Below are 22,470 nucleotides of genomic sequence, written 5' to 3'. Positions count from 1 at the left end.
TATCATAAATGAATGCTAGTGAGCATGACTGTTGTGAAACAGGCTTTTGTGACAGCGACTTTTGTGACAGCGATGACGCCTTTATGCAAGCGGCGCTTGACGTTGCAGCCGAGGGCGGACAGCTGGGGGAAGTGCCAGTGGGCGCGGTGATTGTGCATCAAGGCACCATCATAGCCAAAGGCTACAATCAACCGATTTTAAGTCATGATGCCACGGCCCACGCCGAAATAGTGGCAATAAGGCGAGCGTGTCAATATTTTGACAATTACCGTCTGCCAGCGGATTGTGAACTGTTTGTCACGCTTGAGCCTTGCACCATGTGTCTAGGAGCGATTATTCACGCCAGAGTGTCGCGCTTGGTATTTGCAGCGACAGAGCCGAAAGCAGGCATGATTGTCAGCCAGCAGGATTTTAGCCAAGTGGCGTTTTATAATCATTTTTTGACAGTAAAGCAAGGCGTAATGGCAGAGCAAAGTCGCGCGTTGTTGCAGGATTTTTTTCGCCATCGCCGTGAGCAAAAAAAACAACTGCGCGAGCAGTTAAGGGCAAACCAATAACCAATGAGTCTCTCAAAACCATTTTTTAAAATCAAAACTATGCTTTAAAATAAAAAATATTCGATAAAAAAAGGCAACCCATCGGCTACCTTTTTTGACGCAAAAAACGGTTAGATTTTAAGACTTAAATATTTTCAATGAGGTTATGACGCTTTTGGCGTTAACGCTTTTGGTACTAAACAGTTACGCTGCATCAAAAAGCCTTGCCAGCCAAAAAATCTAAAGTTACGGATATTGGCATGGTTTGTACCTTTTGGCTCTGCTTTAACACTGTCATAGTGCTCAGCAAACAGTTTTAGCGTATCTTGTTGGGTCAAATGGTTAAGTAGCGCAAAGCCGAATACTTTTGCACTGCCTTCATTGTCACCCGCCGCATTGTGCACTTCGCCATTAACAAACTCAGTTGGGCGATAGTCATAGTAACTATCGATGATAGCTAGCACGGAAGCAAAATCTAGCGATTTGTTTTCTAATTTAGCTAATAGTTTTGATAGTTCTAGCTTATCAATAGCGCTCATAGTTACTCCAAAAGTCAAAATAGCAACCGTCATTACCGATTAAAATAATCGTCCTCAAACGGATCAAAAGCTGGGTTAAAATTATTGTTGGTCTGACCAAAACCGCGGTTTTCCACACGGTTTTCTAAATGCCCCATTTGCTGACCGCTGTTGCGCGGTTGAGAGGGTTTACTGCGCTCTTGGGGAAAAGCCTCATGATTGGCTGCCCCAAAACCACTGCGGTCTTGACCCATTCTATCATGGGCTGCAAAATCGACTGGGTGATTATCATAACCCATGCGTTCATGCCCAGTACGTTCATGCAAAATTCTTTGATAAATCTCTTCACGGTGTACGGCAATGTCTTTTGGCGCATTGACGCCCAGTCTAACTTGGTTACCTTTTACACCCAGTACGGTGACACTCACTTCGTCACCTATCATTAACGTTTCGCCAACACGGCGAGTCAAAATTAACATGCGTCACACTCCTTATGTCGCAACAAGTACCATCAATGTCCTATGATGATTCAACGATAAATTAGCTAAATTCGTCAAATATATTATCATGTATCATTGCCCAATGATACGTTAAAGACAGACTGCAAGGGCATAATTTAAGCGAACTCATCATGCTTGGCGGCTATTTGCCAACAGTCAAAATAGGCATTGAGGGTTCAGTTGCGTTTGTGCCCAATAAACGAGATGCCATTATAAACGAAATGCGGAAGTAAAAAAAAGGTTAACACCCGCAAAACGCGGATATTAACCTTGTTTTTGTGGAGAATTACAAATTTCTTATAATCCAGCAACCTTGCTTTCACCGTCTTCACGGTCAAGACCAAAAGCGGTATGTAACGCTTTAACCGCTTTTTCCAGTTGTTCTTCTTGAATCAGTACCGAGATTTTGATTTCGCTGGTAGAAATCATTTGGATATTGATGTTGTTTTCTGCCAGTGTTTCAAACATTTTGCTTGCCACGCCTGCATGTGAACGCATCCCAACACCCACGAGTGATACTTTAACCACATTGTTGTTGCTCATGATTTCTTTGCCACCAATCTCAGTAAGATTGTCACCCAAAATCGCTAGGGTTTTATCAAAGTCACCACGGTTAACGGTAAAGGTAAAGTCGGTCAATCCATTTTCTGCGATGTTTTGGATAATCATATCGATTTCGATATTGGCAGCACTGATTGGGCTTAAAATCGATGATGCAATACCAGGACGATCAGGCACTGCTAAAATAGATACTTTAGCTTCGTCACGGTTAAAGGCGATGCCCGAAATAATTGGTTGTTCCATGCTGTCTCCCTCATCGGTGGTAATTAATGTACCTACATTCTTTTTAAAATCATCATCGAATTTACCATCGGCGTTTTCATCAAAACTGGATAAAACACGCAGTGGTACTTGGTATTTTCCGGCAAATTCAACCGAGCGGATTTGCAACACTTTTGAGCCAAGGCTTGCCATTTCTAGCATTTCTTCAAAGGTAATTTTTGATAATTTTTTGGCTTTTGGTGTCACCCGTGGGTCAGTAGTATACACGCCGTCAACATCGGTATAGATTTGACATTCATCGGCAGATAGGGCAGCAGCCAGTGCAACGCCTGTGGTATCCGAGCCACCCCGACCTAAGGTGTTGATGTCACCTTTTTCATCCACCCCTTGGAAACCTGCCACCACAACGACCATGCCAGCATCGAGTGCGGCGCGAAGCTGACTATCATCGATATGTTGAATACGGGCTTTGGTATGACTGTCATCGGTACGAATCGCCACTTGTCCGCCCGTCATTGACTTGGCGCTCACACCGATTTCATTTAATGCCATGGCAAGTAAAGAAATCGATACTTGCTCACCGGTTGACACCATTTGGTCGTATTCACGAGCGTTTGGTTCTTTGCTGATTTGACGTGCCAAATCAATCAAGCGATTGGTCTCACCACTCATGGCAGAGACGACAACCACCACTTGATGACCATTGTCATGCCAACGTTTGACGCGCTGTGCCACATTTTTGATACGTTCGACACTACCCATCGACGTACCACCGTATTTTTGTACGATTAAAGCCATTGTCAATACACCCTATAATATCGTGCACGTTGTTTGCCATCGCTATCCAAGACTTGCCATACCAAGTCCTAATGGATTACTTAGCAGATTGTTTACAATGTCACGAAACGTAAATTAAACGGTACTTTATACCATATTTCCCAATTTTGGGGCAAGGCAAAATTGCCAAAAATCCCCAAATGACTGGCTGAAAATTGGATGGGTAATGTGAACAAAACGTTATCAGTTTAGGCAATCGGTTGTAGCGGTAAGGTTACAGCGCGTTGCACGGCAGGACGGTCATGCAGGTTTTTTGCCCAGCGTTGTAGATGGGTGTAGTTTTGCACTTGTAAAAACTCGCCAGCGTTATACAATTTGCCCAGTGCCAACTGACCATACCATGCCCAAATCGCGATATCCGCGATACTGTAGTCATTACCTACCATAAACGTGTGAGTCGCTAAATGTTGATCGAGTAAATCTAATTGGCGTTTGGTTTCCATGGTAAAGCGATTGATAGCATATTCAAACTTCTCTGGAGCATACGCATAAAAATGCCCAAAGCCGCCACCGACATACGGCGCAGCGCCCATTTGCCAAAACAGCCATGACAAACATTCGGCACGTTTGGCGGTGTCTGCTGGGATAAACTGCTCAAATTTTTCGGCAAGGTATAACAAAATAGCCCCTGATTCAAACAGTTTAATCGGTGGATTAACGCTGTTATCCACCAGTGCAGGGATTTTCGAATTGGGATTGATGTCAACAAAATCTGAGCCAAATTGGTCGCCATTCATGATGTCGATTTTGTAGGCGTCATACTTTGCACCTTCAATACCGAGCTCTGCCAATTCTTCAAGTAACATATTGATTTTGATGCCGTTTGGGGTATTTAAGCTGTAAAGCTGCAAAGGATTTTTACCAGTCGGTAAATGTTGCTCGTGTGTCGCTCCTGCGGTAGGGCGGTTGGTACTGGCAAATTTGCCACCGTTTTGGCTATCATGTGTCCAAATTTTTGGGGGCTGATAATGATTGTCCATGATGTTTCCTTATTGATTATGAGTATTTTAAAGCTTTTTTGGTTGATAAGATGTTAGATATGATTATAGACATGACTATAGATGCGATTATAGAAACGATTATACACAATGTGCTTTAGGCTTTATGATACCGAATGTTTGGCTAAAGTAAATGATGCTTTGATTAAGCCTGATTAAACTCATGCTTTATATAGCCGCATAAAAAAATAACCGCATAAAAAACGCCGAATAAGTCATTCGGCGTTTTTTAGGGGTCGTTTTAATTAGGCAAGTCGCTCAGCCAACCAATTTGGTAGCGCTTCTAATACGGTTGGCAATCCTGCCACATCAGTTGCGCCGCCTTGGGCAAAGTCAGGTTTACCGCCGCCTTTACCGCCAAGCTGCTCGCTTAAGTGTTTAATGATATCGCCCGCTTTGATTTTGCTGGTTAAGTCTTTGCTGACACTGGCAGTCAGCGCAATTTTATCGTCAGCCACGCCAGCGAGCACCACAATGCCATCATGCAATTTTGACTTCATGTCATCGGCAATCGTGCGTAATGCTTTACCATCCATGCCTTGTAAGCTTGCAATCAGCACTTTTTGTCCATTGATATCTTGCACGTTGTTGATTAAGTCTTTGGCTTGGCTGCTGGCGAGTTTTTGCTGCAAACGCTCAAGCTGTTTTTCAAGGTCGCGTGTTTTGTCGGTCAGTTGATTGACACGGTCGGCGATTTCGTCGCGCTTTGCTTTGAGCTGACTGGCAAGTTGATTGAGCTGTTTTTCACCTTGCTGCACATATTTGACTGCGCCCATGCCTGTCACCGCTTCGATACGGCGAATGCCTGCCGCGATACCTTGCTCACTGACGATTTTGAATAAGCCGATATCACCCGTGCGTTGTACATGCAGACCACCACATAGCTCGATGGAGAAAGGCTTGCCGTCTTTATCTACCGTACCCATCGACAACACGCGAACCGTGTCACCATATTTTTCACCAAACAGTGCCATCGCGCCTTTGTCTTGCGCTTGCGTCATGCTGAGCATTTCTACAGTGGCAGGTTGGTTGGCAAGGATTTGTTGGTTGACGATGTTTTCAATGGTGATAATGTCTTGCTCAGTCAGGGCTTTGTCATACGAGAAGTCAAAACGCAACACCTCACTATTGACCAATGACCCTTTTTGGGTGACGCCTGTGCCAAGATGCTCACGAAGGGCAGCGTGCAGTAGGTGAGTGGCGGAGTGGTTTTTGGCACTCATGGCGCGTACTTGACTTGCGACGCGTGCTTCGCTTGACTGACCTTGACGGATACTGCCCATTTTGACCACGCCATGATGGATGATGGCTTGACCAGATTTTTTGGTGTCTTGGACTTCAAATACGCCGGTTTCGGTTTGGATGTCACCCAATTCACCCGCTTGACCACCGCCTTCAGCATAAAAAGGCGTTGCCGATAATACAATGACCCCTTCATCACCTTCCTGCAATTGTTCAGCAGGTTTGCCCTCAAGGTATAAATGGGTGATAGTGCTACTGTGTTCTGCTTTGTCATACCCCAAAAATTCAGTGGCACTATCGACTTGAATCAATTGGTTATAATCAACGCCAAATTTACCCGCTTCACGGGCGCGGGCGCGTTGCTGCGCCATGCCTTGTTCAAAACCGGCTTCATCAATGCTGATGTCGCGTTCACGCACGATGTCGGCCGTCAAATCGGCAGGGAAACCGTAAGTGTCATACAGTTTAAACACGGTTGCACCCGATAAAGTATCGCCGGATTTTAAGCTGTATAATTCTTGTGATAGCAGTTTGAGACCTTGTGATAAGGTTTTGGCAAATTGTTCTTCTTCTTTTAAGATAGCTTGCTCAATGTTGGCTTGCTGTTCCCGAAGCTGTGGGTAGGCGTCGCCCATGATTTGGGTAAGGGGCGCGACGAGCTTATAAAAGAAGTTGTCATTAGCGCCTAATTTGTTGCCATGACGAACCGCGCGGCGGATGATACGACGCAGCACATAACCACGACCTTCATTGCTTGGCAGCACGCCATCTGCAATTAAGAAGGAAACCGAGCGAATATGGTCAGCAAGCACTTTGAGTGATGGCTCAGACTGTAAGTCGATATCGTTAGGCAAGCCAATCACTTGCGCCGCGTGCTGCATCAGATGGGTAAACATATCGATTTCATAGTTGCTATGCACGCCTTGCATGATGGCACTAATACGCTCAAGCCCCATGCCCGTATCGACACTTGGTGCAGGCAGTTTTTCAAGTGTGCCGTCTTTTTGGCGGTTAAACTGCATAAAGACGTTGTTCCAAATCTCGACAAAACGGTCGCCGTCTTCTTCAGGTGTACCTGGCAGACCGCCCCAAATATGCTCGCCGTGGTCATAAAATACTTCGGTACAAGGACCACAAGGACCTGTGTCACCCATTGCCCAAAAGTTATCCGATTGGTATTGACCGCCTTTATTATCACCAATACGGATGATGCGTTCGGCAGGCAAGCCCACCACGTTATGCCAAATCTCAAAGGCTTCATCATCGGTGTGATACACCGTCACGTAAAGTTTATCTTTGGGTAATCCAAGCCACTCATCCGATGTCAAAAACTCCCAACAAAATGGGATGGCTTGTTGTTTAAAATAATCGCCAAACGAGAAATTACCGAGCATCTCAAAAAACGTATGGTGACGCGCGGTATAGCCGACGTTGTCAAGGTCATTGTGTTTACCGCCTGCGCGCACACATTTTTGCGACGATACCGCACGTTTATAATCGCGTTTGTCTATCCCTAAGAACACATCTTTAAATTGGTTCATACCGGCATTGGTGAATAGCAGGGTAGGGTCATTGTGTGGAACTAGGCTCGATGATGCCACTGGAGTATGACCATTTTCGGCAAAATAATTGATAAAAGCTTGACGTATATCGGCTGAAGAAAACGGACGGCTCACAGTGGCTCCTTAAGAGTTTTCAAAATTAAATTTGGCATATATGATCAAAAAAATGTAAACATTGTATTTTAGCAGAATTCATTCGATGTGGATAATGCTTTTATAAATAGCACCTTTTATAAACCACACCTTTTAACAACTGCACTTTTTATAAAACGCACCTTTTAAAAACCTTACATGGCATCTAAAACCGTGGGGGTCAAGTATGGGGTTTGCAACGTTTTTCATGGCGCTAAAAAAAAGACCGATAAGTAGCATCGATCTTTTTTGATAATTCTTTTCTGACAATTTTTTTAATAGTAATGTAGTTTGGAGTAAAAAATTAGCGCTCTACTTGACTGACATCACGCACCGCGCCGGTATCCGCGCTGGTTGTCATCGCTGCATACGCCCGCAAGGCAGCTGAAACTTGGCGCTCACGATTGACAGGTTTCCAAGCTTGGTTGCCACGGCTCACCATCGCTTCTCGGCGTTTTTCAAGTTCGGCAAAATCAACCGCCAAATGAATCGAGCGATTAGGGATATCAATCTCGATGGTATCGCCTTCATTGACCAAACCGATGGTACCGCCTTCAGCGGCTTCTGGGCTGACGTGACCGATGGATAAACCTGACGTACCCCCTGAAAAACGACCATCAGTAAGTAGCGCACAGGCTTTACCCAGACCTTTTGATTTTAGGTAAGAGGTCGGATACAACATCTCTTGCATACCAGGACCGCCTTTTGGACCTTCATAGCGAATCACCACGATGTCACCTGCGACAATTTGGTCTGCCAAGATGGCAGCCACGGCATCGTCTTGACTTTCAAACACACGGGCACGACCGGTAAATTTTAGGATGCTGTCATCCACGCCCGCTGTTTTGACCACACAGCCACGTTCAGCGATATTACCAAACAATACCGCCAAACCACCGTCTTGTGAGTAGGCAAATTCTTTGCTGCGGATACAGCCAGATTCGCGATTGACATCAAGATTTGACCACGCATTGTTTTGGCTAAAGGCTTGCGTGGTGCGTACCCCACCTGGGGCTGCAATATAACGCTCACGTGCCTCGGTATTATCAGGATTCATGATATCCCATTGACTCAGCGCTGCTTTAAGTGAAGCACTATGAACGGTAGGGACATCGGTTTGCAGTAGTTTTGCGCGATCAAGCTCGGCTAAAATTGCCATCACACCCCCAGCACGGTGCACGTCTTCCATATGGTATTTTTGCGTCGCAGGGGCAACTTTCGATAGGCAAGGCACACGGCGGCTTAAACGGTCAATATCCGCCATTTTAAAATCTACTTGGGCTTCATGGGCAGCGGCAAGCAAATGTAGAATCGTATTGGTTGAGCCGCCCATGGCGATATCAAGGCTCATGGCGTTTTCAAATGCTGCTTTGGTCGCAATTGAGCGTGGCAATACGTTGGCGTCATCTTGCTCATAATAACGTTTGGCAAGTGCTACGATACGGCGACCTGCTTCTAAGAATAAATCTTTACGTTTGGCGTGAGTGGCAAGTAACGAGCCATTACCAGGCAGGGATAAGCCTAAGGCTTCGGTCAAACAGTTCATCGAGTTGGCGGTGAACATACCTGAGCATGAGCCACAGGTTGGGCAAGCAGAGCGCTCGGTTTGTGCCACATCTTCGTCACTAATCAAGTCATCTGCTGCATCAATCATGGCGTCGACTAGGTCAAGTTTGCGAATTTTTTCACCCAATTCATTCATCACGGTTTCATGGGTGGTATGTCCATCCCCCAAGGTGGATGCCAATACTTTGCCCGCTTCCATGGGACCGCCCGACACAAAAATCGTTGGGATATTGAGGCGCATCGCTGCCATCAGCATACCAGGGGTGATTTTGTCGCAATTGGAGATACAAACCAGCGCATCGGCGCAGTGGGCATTGACCATATATTCCACGCTATCAGCAATTAAATCACGGCTGGGCAAGCTATAAAGCATACCCAAGTGACCCATGGCGATACCATCATCCACCGCAATGGTGTTAAATTCTTTGGCAACACCACCTGCCGCTTCAATCTCACGGGCAACCAGCTGACCCAAGTCTTTTAGGTGTACGTGACCGGGTACAAACTGGGTAAACGAGTTAGCAATCGCGATAATCGGTTTATTAAAGTCCTCATCTGTCATACCCGTTGCACGCCAAAGTGCGCGTGCACCCGCCATATTGCGGCCAGAGGTGGAGGTTTTTGAGCGATATTGTGGCATGGTTGTTCCTTATTTCTAACAGTCAATACAAGTGATAAATTTAGCACTTAGTGTACTCTGTCTCGACCAAAAGGGCTAGTCATGGCTCATGATAGATAGTTATAATTGGTTTTAAAGAATGGCATATTAGCCATCCTTATCATTGCTATATCACGGCTATCACTCAGCAGTATCTATCAACAGTATCTAATAAAAACTCATCAAAAGGATTTTATTTTGACCAATCTCACCTTAAGCATTACTGATGTCGTCCGACAAAGTCTGGCATTTTTAAGTAAAGATAGTCTAAGCAAACATGATTTGAGCAAACACGATTTAAGCAAAGATAAAAATGCCGCATCAACAAATCAACCGTTCACTGGGCTGATTATTGGTAATGACAGGCAGTCGGTTTTTAGCCAAATTCAAGCCATTGATCAAGCCGTAAGTTGGGAAGCGTTTGATTATCAACAGTTTATCGCGCATCGATTTGCCAAGCGCTATGACTTGGCAGTGATAATATTATCAAACGATAGCGCTATCGATACCCAAATCATTCAGCGCTGTCGCGACTTGTTTGCCAAGCATTGTTTGGTGGTGCAAAACTTATCCGAGCCAGCAACAGGTGTGGATGTGGCGAGCTTTGGCTTTAGCCGATTACATGAGCAGCCGATTGTGGAGCATGACCAAGATCACCATATAACCAGCTACCAAGTATGGCAATTTAATCTGTTTGACTATAAATATTTGCCAGATTGGTTTAATAGTAAGTTTTGGGCAAACCCTGAATTATGGAATAAGTTTCGCTGGTAGCGGCTGTAGACACAACTTTAGACAGCGCTGTTTTAGAAATTACTATTTTAGACAGTTTGTGTTGTTATCACTTATCTTATAAGCGGTAAATTTTTTTAAGCTACTTGTTTAATCCAAAAATTAAACTGCTTTGAGAGCTTTGAGAGCTTTGAGAAAAAGTTGGTTAAAATTTACAGTAACACTGTTTACAAAAAGCGCGAGATTGATTTACTCTATCGAAAAGTAACAAACAAAATAGGTAAACGCGTTAAATAATAATTTTTGAGGAAAGACTATGAAATTAACGATGCTAAAAGTAGTAAGCACTGCTGCGATGATGGCAACCATCGCCTTAACAGGGTGTTCTGCCAAACGTACTGGCACGTCTGAAGTAGTGGTTGCGCCGATGGGCGTGCCCGGTGGCGTAGGCTACTATAACGGTGGCGCTGTGGTAACAAACTCAACATCAGTCATCACCGCCGCGGGCGGGAATCCCAATGTGGTGTATTTTGACTTTGATAGCAGTGAACTCGACGCTCAAGATCAAGCCGTGTTAAATCAACAAGCGCAATTCTTACAAGCCAATCCAAGCGCCCGTGTCGCCATTGCGGGTCACACCGATGAGCGTGGTAGCCGTGAATACAATTTGGCATTGGGTGAGCGCCGTGCCCAAGCCGCACAGGCCTACTTAGCTACGTCAGGGGTATCAGCTTCACGCATGGAAGCCATCAGCTATGGTGAAGATCAACCTGCCGATCCCGGTCATGACGAATCAGCATGGGCAAAAAACCGCCGTGCAGAAATTTCTTACTAAGTATTTCTTAGTGAGTAAAAGACAAACAAAAAAACCTGTTGATTCAACAGGTTTTTTTTGTGGTTAAAATCGACCTATTTTACCAGTTGTACGGTACCGTTGGCAGTGACCGTAATGGTGCTATCGCCCGCTTGGAAGTTTTGGTCAGCGACTTTGGCACTGGTGGCCTCTAGCATCATTACACTGCCATACGCGCGCGGTGCACGATAATCGCCCCCTTGACTAAAATCCAACGAGACTAACTGATAGCCTTTTGCGCCCCACACAGGCAGCAGCGTTTGCGCTTGGCGCTGGAAGTTTTTGGAAGCTTCTATCATCAATTCTTGCTCGGTGGCTTTGCGCGCGGCATCGGACACACTAAAGTCTAATCCATCAAGCGTCATAAAACTTTGCAATTCGGCAATCAATTTGCTCGCGGCGACTGTGTCGGTGCTTTTTAAATTCAAGCTTGCAGTCCCCGTCCAACCAATGATTTTTTGGTTTTTGTCATATTGCGGATAGGTGCTTTGGTTGCCCGTACTCACTTGCACTTGTGGGTATTTTTTGGCAATGGCAACCGCTTGGTTCAAGGTGGTAGCGATTTGATTAGCCAACTCACTGCTTGATTTGTTTTGCACAGTTTTGCTAAGGGTAGCATTGATTTGATCATTGCTGACTTTTTTACTCGCTGAGGCAGCAAAATTAAGCAAGCCGTAGTTTAAAGTATTGGTCATTGATGGGTTCGCAGGGGATGGGTTCACAGGGTAGGTAGCGGCTGAAACACTGGTAAAAGGTAATAGTGTCGCCATAGCAAGCAAGCTGGCTGCAATACCTTTGGTCACTGTATGATTGGGATGATTGTTAGTTACGGTGCTTAATTGTGTCATAGTGTTTCCTATTGTTTTTTTCCTAGTTTTTTCTAGTGCTTCTTTAGATGGGTTGGCATGAATCTGTTGCTGATTAAACTGCTATTTAGTTCATTCAATATGTTGCTGAATGGGCATTATAAAATATTTTGTAACATTTGCAGCGCAAGAATTGTAGAAAAAGGGTAAAAAGGTGGACAAAAATTTACCCAAATGTTGCTTGCTGTGATGGTTTAGCGTGTGAAAAAGTGAAATAAATACAAAAATTTGGTGTATATGATAAAAATAGTTTGCATTTGGTCGCCAAATTCTCTAGAATACCGCTTCGGTAACCCCATTGGTAGCTTCGCAACTAGCTGCTGTGAACCCCGCCAGGACCGGAAGGTAGCAACGGTAGCAGCCAGCCAGTGTGCCGAAGATGTGCTAGTGGGGTTATCACTTTTTTAAGTAGGTGTTTTTGATACCTATTTCACTTGGTAAGTTTTTTAATTGCGAAAGAAAACTGACCAATAATGACTCATATACGCTACCTAAACGCTAAGAGCAACGTCAATTTTCCAATTAATCTAGCTTATCCATCTGCCTATATATCAAGCGCGCCATTATAAGCGCTGATAATCTTCCGATGATAACCTAATATTTAGCATTGTATTTTTTTAAGCATTCTTGTGAGTGCCGCGATACGAACTTTTTGATGGTTTTACTGTTTCAAAAGTTTTGATAAGTCTGACAGTAGGTTTTGTCGCTATTTTTATAGTGAAAAAAATAAGTCTTACAGACACGATTACAATGCTTTAAAGCGATTAACACGATATTTGTGATTAATGATAGCTGATAATTTTGCCTATTCATTTTGCTTATCCATTTTGAAAGTGCAGTCAGCTTGAGGGCTTTTGCTTGTTGCGTGTTTTCAATCAAGGTTACCACCGACACTTTGATTAACTTATTTTTTAAGGACTTACATGACTGATTTTAATTCAACCACAGATTTTACTGATAACTCAATCGATAATTTTTTTAGCCATAGCCAAGCCAACAGCAATCAGCCTACTGACAACACCCCAGTTGATGACACAGAAGCAACTGCGACAACGGATGTTGTAGCGACTGATACTGTAGCAACGGATGCGCCAACGTCTGACGATGCTAACCCTAGCGAAAATGGTTTTACCGCACTAGGTATTTCAGGTTCATTACTAAAAAGTATTGTGGCAACGGGTTATATCACACCAACGCCTATCCAAGCGCGCGCGATTCCTGCTGCATTAGCGGGTCGTGATTTGCTATTATCCGCACAAACAGGTAGTGGTAAAACTGCCGCGTTTGTATTACCAATTTTGCATCAATTAAGTGAACTACAAGCCAAAGAAAAAGCGGCAGAAAAAACCGCAAGTGGCAAACGTGGTCGCCAACAGCCAAAAGTCGTACAAGCGTTGATTTTGACACCGACGCGTGAGCTGGCTAACCAAGTTCAAGACAGCATCCGCAAATATGGCTCAGCCATGAAAGATTTGTACAGTGTGCCACTTGTGGGCGGTGCGGCATACAGTGGTCAAATCCGTGCGCTAAAAAAAGGCGTGCAAATCATCGTGGCGACGCCGGGTCGTTTGCTAGATCATATCAATGCCCAGCGTGTGAATCTCTCTGATTTGACTATGTTGGTACTTGATGAAGCAGACCGTATGCTAGACATGGGCTTTGCCGATGACATCAATGCGATTTTGGAAGCCACACCCGCGCATCGCCAAACCATCATGTCATCTGCGACATGGGATGGTCCAGTCGGTAAAATCGCTGAAAGCTTTACCAAAGACCCAGAGCGTATCAACATCAAAGTTGAAACCGCACACATTGATGAAAAAGTGTACTTCTGTGACAACTTTGACCACAAAAATAAATTATTAGAGCACCTGATCTGTGACCCAGAGCGTGGTCAAGCGATTATCTTTACCGCGACCAAACGCAGCAGTGAAGAAGTCGCTGAGCGCCTACAACAATGGGAACACAAAGCCTGTTATCTGCATGGTGACTTGCCGCAAAGCAAGCGTAATCGTATCGTCTCAGATCTACGCAGTGGCAAATTTGACATCGTGGTAGCAACAGACGTGGCAGCGCGTGGTCTTGATTTACCCAACATTACCCATGTATTTAACTATGATTTACCGCGCCAAGTAGAAGATTATGTGCATCGTATCGGTCGCTCAGGTCGTGCCGGTCGTACCGGTATTGCCATCAACCTATGTAGCCGCGATGACCGTCGTCAATTTGGCAATATCGCCCGTTACCTAAAACGTGATATCAATGAAGCGCAAGTTGAAGGCTTAGAACCGCGTTTTGTGGAAAAATTTGAAGGTCGTGGTAAGCCTAATGGTCGTGATGGTCGCGGTCGTGGTCGCAGCGGCAGTGATAGCCGTGGCGGTCGTGATGACCGTGGCAGTCGCTCACAACGTTTTGGTGGTTCAAGCGAGAGACCTTCAAGCGAGCGTCGTTTTGCGGACAAGCCACGTTTTGACAACCAAGAACGTTATGGTAAATCAGCGAGCAACGATAGTTCGGCACGTTTTGAAAAACGTGAGCGTTTTGACAAAGGTCACCAAGGCAACAGCGATAGTCGTTTTGGGCGTGATGATGCGAGTGCGCCGCGTCGTCACCGCGATTCAGATAACCGTCAGGGCGATTTTCACCGCGCCGCTAAATCATCGGACAAACCAAATTTTGACCGTGATTCACGCCAAGGCAATCGTGAGCCTCGCCAAGGTGAGTATGCAGATCGTCGCCGCGATGATAACCGTAGCTTTAACAAAGATGGCTTTAAAGGCTATCAAGGTGATAAACCACGTAACAACACGGACCGTAACAGCAGTGAGCGTCATGGCGAGCGTCCTAACCGCTTTGAAAAAAATGACCGTTTTGGTGACAAACCTTTTGCCAAAAAGACCGACCGCTCTAGCGAGTTTCGTGGCGATGACCGCGCTCGAAAGCCACGTCCAATCGTAGAAGAAACCTTTGGTCAACCGCTTAAAAAACGTAGCGACAGACCGTATCCGGCAAAAGATGGTCAACGTGCTGGCGATTCACGCTCAAACGGGTTTAAATCTGAGGGTTTCAAAAAATCAGATAAACCATTTGCCGGTAAATCGTCAAGATCGGAAGGATTTAAGTCATCGTCTGACCGTTATGCTTCATCAAGCAAGCCATCCGCTAAACCGGCTGGCAAACAAGATGGTTGGGATGCCCCAAAACGTAGCCGCCGCAATAGCACAGGCAAACCGCTATAAGTTTTCGTAAATCTAAAAAAAGCACCTAACTGGGTGCTTTTTTTATGAGTGTTTTTCATGAAACTTAAAACTATTTAACATCATCGCCTGATTGGGTATAAATAGCGTCAAGCTGCTCAGAGGTAAGTAACTCTTGAGCCAATGGAAAAACTTCACGCTCTTCAAAGCGAATATGCTCGTATAAGGCATCGCCCAAATCGCGTAAATCTTCAATAGTCGGTTTGGCTTTATCGGCTAATCGTTTTAATTCTTCGTGTTGAGCCGTCAGTTGCTCACTTAACTCTATCACTTGTGGATTATCTTTGTGGTAAGTCATTAAAGGTTTCACCAAATAGTCTTCTTCCACCCCAAAATGCGCAGTAAGTTCATCACGGATAAAAGCGGTTATTTTTTGCCATTGGTCTTGGATGTCTGCTTCAGAAGATGACATAGGAAATTGACCGGCTTTTAAGCCAAGATTGAGTCCCAAGTGATGTTGTCGTGATAGGGGGCGAAGTTGTTCAGCACGTTGCATATTTATTCCTTAGAAGTTAAAAGTTAAGCTTGGCAGAATTCACCAATTTTTTGGTATAAAGCTTTACATTGCTCTGGGCACAGATTTTCCATATTCAAAAACGCGTGCGGCATATCGGCAAAATGGACGAGTTGGGATGGCGCGCCTGCGGCTTGTAATACGTCATGATAGCCGATATCTTCATCACGCAGCGGGCAATAACCAGCCGTTAGGTGCAGTGTGCTTGGGGCTTGATACGGCGAATGATGCAGTAGGGTAGCCATATCAGTCCAAAACGGTGAGATGAGTTCACGGTCATCATATGCTGAAAAATAATTGTCAAAATACCAGCGGATTTTGCTGGATTCTAGTAAATAACCCGTGCCATTTTCCTCAATCGAGGGCTGTGACATGGTGTAGTCTAGACTGGCATAAATCAAAATTTGATGGGTGATAGCTAAGTCTGTGCTCACACGGTTGGCAAGCCAATCTTGCACCAAGCTAGCAGTAATCGCCCCGCCAGCGCTATCACCTGCTATGATAAGCTTGCCGTTACAGGCATAACCGACTTGCTGTAGGGTCGCCGTTAAATGCGTTAAAATCGCATTGGCGTCATCAATCGCGGCAGGGTAACGATTTTCTGGCGCAAGGCGATATTCGGGCGCTACCACCACACAGCCTGTGGCTTCGGCCAATTTTTTATAGAGTTTATCATACACAGTGACGCTACCTGCCATGCCACCACCGCCATGAAAATACACCATTACCGGCACGTCAGACGTTGCTTGTTCATTTGGCATGGGGCAGTTACTCGGTACAAATAGCCTAAGTGGTACGTTGTAACCCCGAAAATTGCTTGGCGTCACCAACACCGTATCGATGATTTTTGCCATATTGGGTGCGTCAGTGACAAATGCGGTTGTCAAATTGGCTAACGCTTCACGTGCGTTGATGGCATTGGGCTTAACACCTTGCGCTAACAGAGACGGAACAATCACTTGATGCAACTGTGTCAAATACGCTTGCATGGCAGCGGGCATTGGCTGTTTTAAATTCTCCGGCATAATTCAATCCTATTGATTTTAAGGTTAACTTCCACAATGTGCTAAATATTACTGCAATTTTGTCATGGCTGGGTAGTTATGTTTTGAAAAATACTGATGTTTTGACAAACAGCCATGTGTTAAAAATATTACACTCTAGGGTGCCAAATTTGGCATTGAAGGGCTTGCGAATACCTTTAATTCACGTGATTGGCTTGAAAATTACAGCTTAAGGTTAAACTTCTTTTAACAATAAATAGCACGCTTTAGTGCTAGTATAGGCATTTCTTTGACGGGCACTACTCTGTAAAAAGGTCACCTATGACGTCTCAACCACAATATGCCACTGGGCATTTGGATTCTTCCAATCATTCCACTGACACCGATACTGATACTCACACACTAATATCCAGTAACTTAACTAGCTGCAAACCACCCCATAGCCAACCGCAAAATCAACCGCCCTCTCAACAACCGAATGCTAAACCACCGACAATGCCACCCTCATTGATAGTCAAAATCATGATTGGCATGATTGGCGCGTTTGCATTTTTGCAGGTTTATTCGATTCAAGCGATTTTGCCAATTATAATGCAAGCATTCTCAGCGACTGAAACGCAAGTGGGCATGACAGTTGGGGCGACAGTGATTGCCATTGCCATCATGTCACCGTTTATGGGGATGTTGTCCGATGCCGTGGGTCGTAAAAATATCATTGTGGCATCCATTGCCTTTATGGCCATACCCACGATGATGATTGGGCTGTCTGATTCACTCTCTAGCATCGTTATTTGGCGATTTATGCAAGGGTTGGCGGTACCTGGCATTACAGTGGTGACGATTGCCTATGTCGGGGAAGAGTACGCAGGCAAAGAGATGGCAAAAATGATGTCCTACTATGTCTCAGGTACGGTATTTGGGGGATTTTTAGGGCGCTTTATCTTGGGGCATTTAGAAGAGCTTATCGGCTGGGAAAAAGGCTTTGTGTTCATGGGCATGTTGACGGTGCTAGGCGCTGCCTTGGTGGCTTGGTTATTACCGCGCTCACGTCATTTTCATGCCAACCCAAATTTTACATCGGCGCTGCACATGCTGAGTAAACATGTGCGCAACCGTTATGTGGTGACCGCAGGACTGCTTGGCGCGTGCGTGTTGTTTTCATTAGTGGGCTGTTTTACCTATGTCAATTTGCACTTGGCAGACGCACCCTATCATCTATCGAGTGCAGGGCTTGCTAACATTTTTGCGGTGTATTTGATTGGGGTCGTGGTCACACCGATTGCAAGTAGTTTAATTGCCAAATACGGCGCTGCGCGTATGGTGCGCGTGGCCGTGATGATTTCGATGATGGGTGTGCTGATGACACTGGCTGCGCCTATCTCTTTGGTGATTGTAGCGCTTGCAGTGATGTCAACCGGGGTATTTATTACCCAATCGGCGACCATTACTTATATCGCGGTGAATGTCAAAGAAGGGCGGTCGCTGGCGTCAGGTTTATATTATATGGCGTATTATATCGGTGGTAGTATCGGTGCGTGGGCGTGTGGTCTGGCATATGCACAAGGCAAATGGCTATATACAGTCTATACGCTGCTGGCTGTACAAGTCATCGCGTTACTGATTGCGTTTTTTGGGTTAATTAAAATCCCAATCAAAAGATAATCATTCATCACAAAAATAAACCCCAATCAATGGGGCTTATTTTTTAACGGCTGTCAAGTGAACGCATTAAAGCAGTCACATATTAAAATTAGGGTACAAAGCGATCATGGTTGGGATGTTCACCAAATTCTTTACGGTATTTGGCTGAAATTTCATCCCAAATTGGCGCATTGTGTACACCATTGGCGCGCGCATCATAGATCGGATCTTTGCCTTGTTTGACCTGTGCTTCATAATCGCGCAGTGCAGCAAACGCAGGTTTTTGCAAGAATAAGATACCAATGATGTTTAGCCATGCCATCAAACCAACGCCCAAGTCACCCAGTGCCCATGCCAAGTCGGCGGTTTTTAAGCAGCTATAAATTACCACAAATAAAATCACTACTTTGAGTACAGGGATTGCCCAATTTAGCTTCATGGTACGAGTGAGATAACGGATATTGGTTTCTGCAATATAGTAGTAAGCCATGATGGTAGTGAAGGCAAAGAAGAATAGAGCAATCGCCACAAACACTGAGCCAAAACCCGGCATGATGTTTTCCATCGCAGTTTGAACGTAACCTGGACCTGCGGCAACACCTTTAACCCCTTGATACAAGAAGGCTTCTTTGTTGGCAGGGTCTTGTACATTGTACATGCCAGTAATGATTAGCATGAAACCTGTCGCCGAACAAACAAATAGCGTATCGACATATACTGAAAATGCTTGTACTAAGCCTTGTTTGGCTGGGTGTGACACATCAGCGGCTGCCGATGGGTGAGGACCTGTACCTTGACCTGCTTCATTTGAGTAAACGCCACGTTTCACACCCCATTGGATGGCAAGACCCAACACAGCACCAAACGTAGAATCCATACCAAACGCAGAGCGGAAAATCAACGCTAGCACTTCAGGTAATTGACCGATGTGCATGATGATGATAACAATCGCCACGATGATGTAGGCAAGTGCCATAAAAGGTACAATCAACTCCGCCGAGGAGGCAATACGTTTGACACCACCAAAGATGATAAAGCCAAGTAGTGCCGCAATTACCGCGGCTGAAACGCTAGGTGCGATACCCAGTGAATTATTCATCGCTTCAGCAATCGAATTGGCCTGTACGCCTGGTAACAATAAACCACAAGCGGCGATTGCCGATATCGCAAATAACACCGCATACCATTTTTGACCCAGCGCTTTTTCAAAATAATAGGCTGGACCACCGATAAAAAAGCCTTTATCATCACGTTCTTTGTAAATCTGCGCAAGCGTTGACTCAACGAATGCGGTACTTGCACCCAAGAACGCTACCATCCACATCCAAAATAATGCACCAGGGCCACCAAAAGTAATCGCCGTTGCCACACCAGCAATATTGCCTGTACCCACACGACCTGCGAGTGACATAGCGAGTGCTTGGAATGAAGACACACCTTGGTCGGTGCTTTTGCCGTCCATCAGCAATCGAATCATGCGACCAAAATGGCGCACTTGTAAAAAACGACCACGAATTGAAAAATATAAACCAACCAATAAACATAGATAGATTAATGCGGGACTCCATACCCAATCATTAATCGCATTGACAAAATCTTGCATAACCTTATCTCCCACTACCGTAGAAAGCTAAAATCCCATAGGATTTTTGACTATTTGCCAACTGTTTAATTTATAGAAACGATAATCTATCACTCAATAATAGTTTCTATAAACTTGCTGAATTATTACAGTTTCCTTATCTTATAAGAAAAAATTGGTTTTGCAAATGGTAATGATAAAAATTAGCGATAAATAATGCGATAAAAAGTGATTGACTAACCTGTTTTTACCCCAAACATTCCACCGATAAGGTTGGTAGTAACCAACGCAACAACGCCCCAAATGACCACCCGTACAATGGCAGGGAAAATTTTGGCACCCCCCAAATATGCCGATAACCAGCCCAAAAATGCTAATCCTATCAAGGTCACTGTGCCCAAACCGCCGACCAAATATTGCTTTGGTAACAGCCAAATACACAGCACCGGTAGCAGCGCCCCTGTGATGAAGGATAAAGCCGATGCCACGGCTGCCTGTAGTGGATTGGCGGACGCGGTATCGGTAAGTCCAATTTCATCGCGTGCATGCGCTTCTAGGGCATTGTGAGCAGTGAGTGCTACCGCAACATCATGTGCCATAACAGGCGTTAAGCCACGCTGAACATAAATATGCGTCAGTTCTTTTAGCTCGCGGTCTGAATTGTGCTCAAGTTCATAGGCTTCTTTTGCCAAGTCGGCTTTTTCGGTGTCGGCTTGCGAAGAGACGGAGACATATTCGCCCGCTGCCATACTAATTGCACCAGCAATCAGCGATGCCACCCCTGTCAACAGCAAGGTGTGACTGTCCACTTGCGCTGCCGCAACCCCCATCAATAGACTGGCAGTAGAAATCAAACCATCGTTGGCGCCGAGCACGGTTGCGCGTAGCCAGTTGTTGCGATTACTAAAATGCGGTTCATGATGTGCTGAATACATGGTCTTGCCCTCAAAAACAAAAAATTGCCATAGATTAAAAGATAGATTAAAAGGTAAACATAACAAAATTAGCTTAATAAATTCTTATAATGGGCTTAACAAATAATACGCTTAACGAGGCTAGATAAATGGTGCCCAACCAAGTCTTTTATCATGCTTGTATATTTATTGATAAGTCAGCGTCTTAGTTGGCGTGATAATTGCCAAGCCGCCTCATCGCGCAGCTCATGCGACTGCTTGGCAGACACAGTGGCTTGTCTACCTGTGTTAAGCGATGACCATTCGGGCTTACCACGCGCTTTTTTGAGCAAACTTGGCAATCTATCAACTGACCAAGGCGCGAGCGATTGGTTCGCCATGATGCTATCAGTCGCCGCATGACCGCGATGGCGTAGTGCAGTCAGCAAATCCATTGCTCGAGTCGCCAGTAAGGTCAGGGTAGCAGGGTCTATGTACAGACGTTTGACGCCACTGATTTTGTCAGCAATCGCGCTAGTGTTTGATAGTAAGCCACCTGCCAAACCACCGAGTGCCGTACCTAGCCCCAGTGATGTGCCAAGGGTGGCGACATCGATACCCAGTCCAATCAGCGCGCCTGCCGCTGCACCGCCTGTAGTACGAATCCCATAACTGGCTAATACCTCTTTATCGAACGGATCGCGGCGATATTCAGTCAGTTCAAGCGGTGTGGTGGTGACGGTATTGTCATAAAATTTATACAGGTTTAGCAGTTCATCTTGCATACTGCGTTCAGCTTGGCGTACTTTCTCTTGCATTTTTTGCAAGGTAGGCAGCGGATCATCTTCCTCATGAATGGTTTCAACAAAGGCGGCAACGTTTAATAAAAAGTGCGCAATGATAATATTGGCATCATCGTACAAATCATCCCAGTCGGCTTTGCGACGCTCAATTAGCTGTTTGATAATCTCGGGTTGTATCAGCATGGTTTCTAAGTTTTGCCACAGTTTGATTTCATCATCAAATTCAAACGCCACTGAGTCAAACCGCGTAGATACATGTAAGTTGCGGCGCGCTAGCATCTGCTGCCACTCATTGATATTGCTATCTTGACCCTTGGTAAAGTTAAATACGGGCATGACGGGGATGGCTGACCATGACAGCACCGTCAACTCATCTTTATATTTGCCGAACACAGGCTCACGCGCATCAATCACATACACGGCCATGTCACTGGCAATCAGCTGACGAATGACCTTGGCTTCTTGGCTAAACTCGTCTTGCGCAGGCGCACTTGCCAAAAATTGCTGTAACCGCTCCACACCGTCACGGCGGGCAGCGGTGTTGTCTTCTAACCAATCAAGTAGCCCTGATGCATCTTCTAGACCTGGCGTGTCATACAGTGCCACCAAGCCTTGCCCCGTTTGGCTGTCATTGATCATGGCTTTTTCCACATGGCGGGTAGTGGCAGGCGCATTTTTGACTTCGCCAAAGTACATATCACGCAACAGGGTGCGTAGTAGCGAAGTTTTACCGGTATTGGTATGACCCACCACCGCCAATTTTAACGCTTCATTTTCGCCAATGCTGATTTTGCGGCTGGGATAGGGGGTTTGTTCAATTTGGGCTAATGGATGGTTGATTGGCTGCGTAGCGATATCCGCGCTTGGATGGGTCGCACTGTCAACCACCTTCGCTGGCAAGGTGGTATTCGCTGGCAAATAATCTTTGGTTAAATCAATTGTCAATTTTTCTTGGGTGGTTATGTCTTTGTTATCCATTATTTTGTTAACCTT

The 22,470-nt window shown here is 45.2% G+C and carries 16 protein-coding genes, 1 other RNA gene and 1 pseudogene; 6 read left to right on the top strand and 12 right to left on the bottom strand.

The window, feature by feature from the left end; genetic code table 11:
- The first annotated feature begins 8 nt into the window (after positions 1–8).
- Positions 9–557, top strand: coding sequence for a tRNA adenosine(34) deaminase TadA (gene tadA / locus LAJ61_RS01015; RefSeq protein ID WP_267460933.1), 549 nt, complete (start codon positions 9–11; stop codon positions 555–557).
- 143 nt (positions 558–700) lie between these two features.
- Here tadA and LAJ61_RS01010 read toward each other — a convergent pair whose 3' ends face one another.
- The 6 genes and pseudogenes from LAJ61_RS01010 to ilvD form a co-directional block, all read right to left on the bottom strand.
- Positions 701–1,075: a HopJ type III effector protein gene (locus tag LAJ61_RS01010; RefSeq protein WP_224054135.1), complete on the bottom strand. Its 375-nt coding sequence runs from the start codon at positions 1,073–1,075 to the stop codon at positions 701–703.
- Between the two features lie 275 nt (positions 1,076–1,350).
- Positions 1,351–1,533, bottom strand: a pseudogene (csrA, locus tag LAJ61_RS01005) (carbon storage regulator CsrA); the annotation flags it as partial.
- A gap of 318 nt (positions 1,534–1,851) precedes the next feature.
- Positions 1,852–3,135, bottom strand: coding sequence for an aspartate kinase (locus LAJ61_RS01000; RefSeq protein ID WP_224054134.1), 1,284 nt, complete (start codon positions 3,133–3,135; stop codon positions 1,852–1,854).
- Positions 3,136–3,362: 227 nt separating this feature from the next.
- On the bottom strand, positions 3,363–4,154 hold the full coding sequence (gene yghU, locus LAJ61_RS00995) for a glutathione-dependent disulfide-bond oxidoreductase (protein WP_224054133.1): 792 nt from the start codon (positions 4,152–4,154) through the stop codon (positions 3,363–3,365).
- A 263-nt stretch (positions 4,155–4,417) separates the two neighbouring features.
- Positions 4,418–7,090, bottom strand: coding sequence for an alanine--tRNA ligase (alaS, locus tag LAJ61_RS00990; protein WP_224054132.1), 2,673 nt, complete (start codon positions 7,088–7,090; stop codon positions 4,418–4,420).
- 322 nt (positions 7,091–7,412) lie between these two features.
- Positions 7,413–9,314: a dihydroxy-acid dehydratase gene (ilvD, locus tag LAJ61_RS00985; protein WP_224054131.1), complete on the bottom strand. Its 1,902-nt coding sequence runs from the start codon at positions 9,312–9,314 to the stop codon at positions 7,413–7,415.
- 216 nt (positions 9,315–9,530) lie between these two features.
- On the opposite strand from ilvD, the gene LAJ61_RS00980 reads away from it, so the two are divergent.
- Both LAJ61_RS00980 and pal read left to right on the top strand, forming a co-directional pair.
- The gene (locus tag LAJ61_RS00980) at positions 9,531–10,106 is read left to right on the top strand and encodes a DUF6231 family protein (protein WP_224054130.1); all 576 of its coding nucleotides are present in this window, start codon (positions 9,531–9,533) and stop codon (positions 10,104–10,106) included.
- Positions 10,107–10,380: 274 nt separating this feature from the next.
- Complete coding sequence (pal, locus tag LAJ61_RS00975) at positions 10,381–10,899, top strand: peptidoglycan-associated lipoprotein Pal (protein ID WP_100270164.1); 519 nt, start codon at positions 10,381–10,383, stop codon at positions 10,897–10,899.
- A gap of 74 nt (positions 10,900–10,973) precedes the next feature.
- On the opposite strand, the gene LAJ61_RS00970 is transcribed toward pal, so the two are convergent.
- Entirely contained in the window at positions 10,974–11,765 is a 792-nt protein-coding gene (locus LAJ61_RS00970; protein WP_224054129.1) for an SIMPL domain-containing protein, read from the bottom strand.
- A 314-nt stretch (positions 11,766–12,079) separates the two neighbouring features.
- Between LAJ61_RS00970 and ffs the strand changes: the two genes are divergently transcribed.
- Positions 12,080–12,176: signal recognition particle sRNA small type (gene ffs / locus LAJ61_RS00965), an RNA gene on the top strand.
- Positions 12,177–12,706: 530 nt separating this feature from the next.
- Positions 12,707–15,022 (top strand): DEAD/DEAH box helicase, encoded by a 2,316-nt coding sequence (locus LAJ61_RS00960; RefSeq protein ID WP_409034974.1) that lies wholly within the window; start codon positions 12,707–12,709, stop codon positions 15,020–15,022.
- A gap of 70 nt (positions 15,023–15,092) precedes the next feature.
- Here the strand turns inward: LAJ61_RS00960 and LAJ61_RS00955 are convergent, their stop codons facing one another.
- Positions 15,093–15,536 carry a hemerythrin domain-containing protein gene (locus tag LAJ61_RS00955; protein WP_224054128.1) on the bottom strand — a complete coding sequence of 148 codons (444 nt, stop codon included), beginning with the start codon at positions 15,534–15,536 and terminating at the stop codon, positions 15,093–15,095.
- Between the two features lie 23 nt (positions 15,537–15,559).
- Positions 15,560–16,579: an alpha/beta hydrolase gene (locus LAJ61_RS00950; RefSeq protein ID WP_224054127.1), complete on the bottom strand. Its 1,020-nt coding sequence runs from the start codon at positions 16,577–16,579 to the stop codon at positions 15,560–15,562.
- A 474-nt stretch (positions 16,580–17,053) separates the two neighbouring features.
- Here LAJ61_RS00950 and LAJ61_RS00945 point away from each other — a divergent pair, with 474 nt between their 5' ends.
- Entirely contained in the window at positions 17,054–18,220 is a 1,167-nt protein-coding gene (locus LAJ61_RS00945; RefSeq protein ID WP_224054769.1) for an MFS transporter, read from the top strand.
- An 88-nt stretch (positions 18,221–18,308) separates the two neighbouring features.
- Here the strand turns inward: LAJ61_RS00945 and LAJ61_RS00940 are convergent, their stop codons facing one another.
- The 3 genes from LAJ61_RS00940 to LAJ61_RS00930 all read right to left on the bottom strand — a co-directional run bounded on the left by LAJ61_RS00940 (position 18,309) and on the right by LAJ61_RS00930 (position 22,455).
- Positions 18,309–19,802 (bottom strand): alanine/glycine:cation symporter family protein, encoded by a 1,494-nt coding sequence (locus tag LAJ61_RS00940; protein WP_224054126.1) that lies wholly within the window; start codon positions 19,800–19,802, stop codon positions 18,309–18,311.
- Positions 19,803–20,017: 215 nt separating this feature from the next.
- Positions 20,018–20,716, bottom strand: coding sequence for a VIT1/CCC1 transporter family protein (locus LAJ61_RS00935; RefSeq protein ID WP_160001558.1), 699 nt, complete (start codon positions 20,714–20,716; stop codon positions 20,018–20,020).
- Positions 20,717–20,892: 176 nt separating this feature from the next.
- Entirely contained in the window at positions 20,893–22,455 is a 1,563-nt protein-coding gene (locus tag LAJ61_RS00930; protein WP_224054125.1) for a DUF3482 domain-containing protein, read from the bottom strand.
- Positions 22,456–22,470 lie beyond the last annotated feature (15 nt).

The organism is Faucicola osloensis, from assembly GCF_020041925.1.
GTDB classification, from domain to species: Bacteria; Pseudomonadota; Gammaproteobacteria; order Pseudomonadales; family Moraxellaceae; genus Faucicola; species Faucicola osloensis_D.
Note: the sequence above shows the minus strand (reverse complement) of the source record. Positions and strands in the feature narration are given on the sequence as shown.